This is a genomic window from Roseateles sp. P5_B10, from assembly GCF_056400485.1.
The window spans coordinates 1-3,354 of the sequence record NZ_JBFULE010000596.1 but is presented as its reverse complement, the minus strand read 5'-3'; the positions used below and the strand labels follow the sequence as shown (position 1 = coordinate 3,354).

Below are 3,354 nucleotides of genomic sequence, written 5' to 3'. Positions count from 1 at the left end.
AGGTCGACCAGAGCGCGCTGTCGAGGCTGGCGCCGTTGAATTCCTCGGACCAGAGCAGCTTGCCGATGACGGGGCTGGTGACGCTGGCGGAAGCGATGGCACTGGCGGCCAGCAGCAGGCCGCCGATGAGGGTTTGGCGATTCATGGCATTCATCCTTGCTGGCGGTTGCGACGCAGACGGGCCCCGACGACGAGGGCGCCCAGGGCCATCAAGCCGTAGGTCGAGGGCTCGGGCACGGCGCTGGTGACGGTGATGCGGGTGGCCGGCGCGCCGGTGAAGCCCGTGTTGACCGCCTGCCAACTGCCGGACGAGGAGAAGGCCCAGGCGGCGCTGGGCGAATCGGTGCCGCTCTGCCATTGGCCGGCGAAGCCGGCGTCGGCCTGGGTCACCAGCCAGTAGCTGCCKGCGGCCAGGTTCCAGCCGCTGGGCGCCAACGCCGTGTTGGCCCAGGGATCGGTCAAGTGCGTGCTGTAGAGCCAGCTGTTGCCGGCGGGCACGGCGCCCTGGCGGGCCATGATGCCGACGGTGATGCCGCCCACGCCGTCGATGGACGTGAGGATGGACTGGATGGTGGTGGCGCTACTGATATCGAAGGCGACGGCGAGGTCCTGGCCCTGGCCCAGCAGTGAGGCCCAGCCGCTGACGTCATCGCCGGGGCCATAGGTGTTGATGACGACGGTTCCGGCGGCGCTGGCGTGGGCGGCCAGGCCGCAGAGCAGCAGCGACGCGCCGATCCTGGAGAGGGTGTGAATCTTGGCTTGCATGGCTTGTCTCCTCGGGTTCAGGCGCGGCGGCGGCGGGCGATGGCGCCGACGGTGACCAGGCCCGCCAGCAGCAGCGCGTAGCTGCCCGGCTCGGGCACGGCGGCGACGTTCAGGGCGAACTGCAGGTCGTCGACGAGGACGGCGTTGGCGCGGTTCTCCAGGATCGGGCCGACGGCGGTGCCGATCTCGATGAAGACCGAGGTCGTGCCGACGGGAATGGCCGCGGCCTGGAAGCTGATCTGCGTCCAGCTGCTGGTGTTGATCTGGCCCTGGAACTGCTGGTTGAGGGCCGTGCCGATGATGCCGTTGGCCCCCATGTAGCGCAGCGTGACGAAGGCGTTGCCGGTGACGCTGGCGTCGCCCTTGGCCCAGAAGCTCAGCCAGGGCGTGTCGCCGACATTGGCAGCACCCAGCGCCGACATGCCGCCGTGGCCGACGGAGTCCTGGAGCGCGATGGAGGCATCAAAGCCGTTGGGCGCGCTCAGCAACAGGGCAAAGCTGCCGGAGTGAGCGTCACTGGACAGCGTGGCCGGGCTGCTGGTGGCGGCAGTCAGCCAGCCCGCGGCGAGTTGGCCCGGGCCGCCCGCGGCTTCAAAGCTGCCATTGGCGAAGGCGTTGGTGGTGGCCGCGCCGGCGGTGCCGGCCAGCAAGAGGGTGGCCATCGCCACGCAGGTCTTCAGATTCAGCATGTTGTCGTCTCCATGGTGTTGACTGGGGAAGGAATCCCRAAACGAGGCGACGACGAACTGCTGCCGATCGCCGAAAGTGAAAGCGCTTTCTGAAAGCGCTTTCAACAAACGGCRCGACCATAGGTGGCTTGCAAAAGCCTGTCAATGCGGAGTCCCCTGCCCCGTTCTCGAAGCAGGGGGGCTTGAGGTTCAAGCGGCGTAGAACTTGCCGTGGAAGCCGTAGGGCACGGCGTAAGGCAGCCAGGCGCGCGCCAGCGGGCCGTCGGCCAGGCGCATCGCATCGAAGACGCTGAAGAAACTGCGCCGGCGCTGGATGTCATAGCCCATGCCGACCAGCCAGCCCTCGCCTTCCCGAGTGCTGCCAGGCCTGGGCACCAGCACATGCTCCTCGACGACGGTGTCGTTGCCGAAGCTGAAGCGCTCGCGCGCGCCGCTGTCGATGTCCAACCGCATCAGGCCGTTGAAGCCCCAGCGCGCGCCGATATCGATGGCCGTCGGGTACCAGACGAAGCGGTGGCGCCGGGCGACGACTCGCGGGTCGACGACGGGGAACTCGACGGCCTCGTCGCGCGCAGCGATGTTCAGCCGCCCGCTAGCCAGGTCGATCTGCAGCACCCGCGGCGTCGACACGTCGCGCGCCGTGCGCTCGCCGCGCATGATCTGCCGGGCGCCGGCGTTGAACTCCGGCAGCGGCGTGCTCTGCACATAGTCCAGGCGCAGCATGCGGCCGTCGTCCCAGGCATTGCCGAAGTGAAAGACCTGGACGGCCGGCATCTCGAAGCTGCGCTGCTTCGAGAAGTCGGCCTTGTCGACGACGAGCACGCGCGTCGGTTGCTCGCCGGCCCAGCGCATCGCGTCGACCATGGAGGCGCCAGCGCGCACGGCCGCCATGTCCATGGTGATGGGCGCCAGCAGAAAGACGAGGTGGCGTTGCGACACGGCGAAGTCATGAAGCATGGCCGGAGCCTGCACATCCAGCAGCGCATGGCGGCGCACGGTACCTGCGGCATCGAGCTGATAGACGGCCAGCCGACCGTTGGCCGTGCCGAAGTTCCACACCGTGCCGTCGGGCTCGACCTTGGGATGGGCCGAGAAGGGCATGCCACGCAGCTCAGGCGCCCAGGTCTTGACGCCGCGCGTCGCGAGCGTCGCCGGGTCCAGCTCATAGGCGCTGCCGCCCTCCCACAAGGCGTAGAGGCGGTCACCCTGCATCAGCACGCTGGTGTTGGCCACGTTGACGCTGTCGGGCCCGCGCACCGGCAGTTCGGCCTTGATGGCCGTACCGAAAGCGGGCAGCAGGAAGCGGCCGGCCTCTTGCTCGGCGCGGAACTTGGTCGTTTGCACGAAGCGGGCGCGGTGGCTGGCGCGGCCGTCCTGCAGTGTCCAGGACTGAACCAGGCCATCGCCGTCGAACCAGTGGTGGTAGCGCTGGCCGGCGCGTTGCATCAGGCCAGGACCATTGCGGAAGTAGCGGCCGCGCAGCGCGGCGGGCAGGCGCCCTTCAACGACGGCGCTGGCGTCCAGGTTCTCGCCATTCAAGCCACGYAGCGGCAAGAGTTCCGGCGCATCGGCAGCGAAGGTATCGACCGGCAGGCCCAGGGCCAGCARYTCGGGGCTGAGGCCGCCGGCCAGCAGCGCGGTCAGCAGTGAACGACGGGTCGTGCTCATGGCCGTCCCCGCTCAGTTCAGCTTGACCTTGACCGACGCACCGGTCACCGGTGTCACGACGGCCTGCTCGAACTTCGGTGGGCCGAAGGTGCCAGCAGCGTTATTGGAGAAGCCGTAGGGCTCGACCGGAATGCCCATGGCGTTCATGTCCAGGCGGCCGTTGGCATTGGCGTCCTGGAACAGGCTGAGCGCCAGCGGGCCTTCGGGCAGATCCTTGAGCACGACGCTGAAC

At 68.6% G+C, this 3,354-nt stretch carries 4 protein-coding genes; all 4 read right to left on the bottom strand.

The features are described from left to right. Positions 1-150: 150 nt before the first annotated feature. A complete protein-coding gene (locus AC1DU6_RS24485) occupies positions 151-765 on the bottom strand; it encodes a PEP-CTERM sorting domain-containing protein (protein ID WP_056196167.1) in 615 nt (204 codons plus the stop codon). Between the two features lie 17 nt (positions 766-782). Then, positions 783-1,454 carry a PEP-CTERM sorting domain-containing protein gene (locus AC1DU6_RS24480; RefSeq protein ID WP_457324306.1) on the bottom strand — a complete coding sequence of 224 codons (672 nt, stop codon included), beginning with the start codon at positions 1,452-1,454 and terminating at the stop codon, positions 783-785. Positions 1,455-1,643: 189 nt separating this feature from the next. Further along, the gene (locus AC1DU6_RS24475; RefSeq protein WP_457324305.1) at positions 1,644-3,122 is read right to left on the bottom strand and encodes a carotenoid oxygenase family protein; all 1,479 of its coding nucleotides are present in this window, start codon (positions 3,120-3,122) and stop codon (positions 1,644-1,646) included. Between the two features lie 12 nt (positions 3,123-3,134). Next, positions 3,135-3,354, bottom strand: a 220-nt coding sequence (locus AC1DU6_RS24470) for a DUF2141 domain-containing protein (RefSeq protein WP_477860245.1), incomplete at its 5' end; no start/stop codon positions are given.

Coding starts and splice junctions, on each gene's coding strand:
- AC1DU6_RS24480 (WP_457324306.1), bottom strand. CDS start 1,454: ATGCTGAATCTGAAGACCTGCGTGGCGATGGCCACCCTCTTGCTGGCC.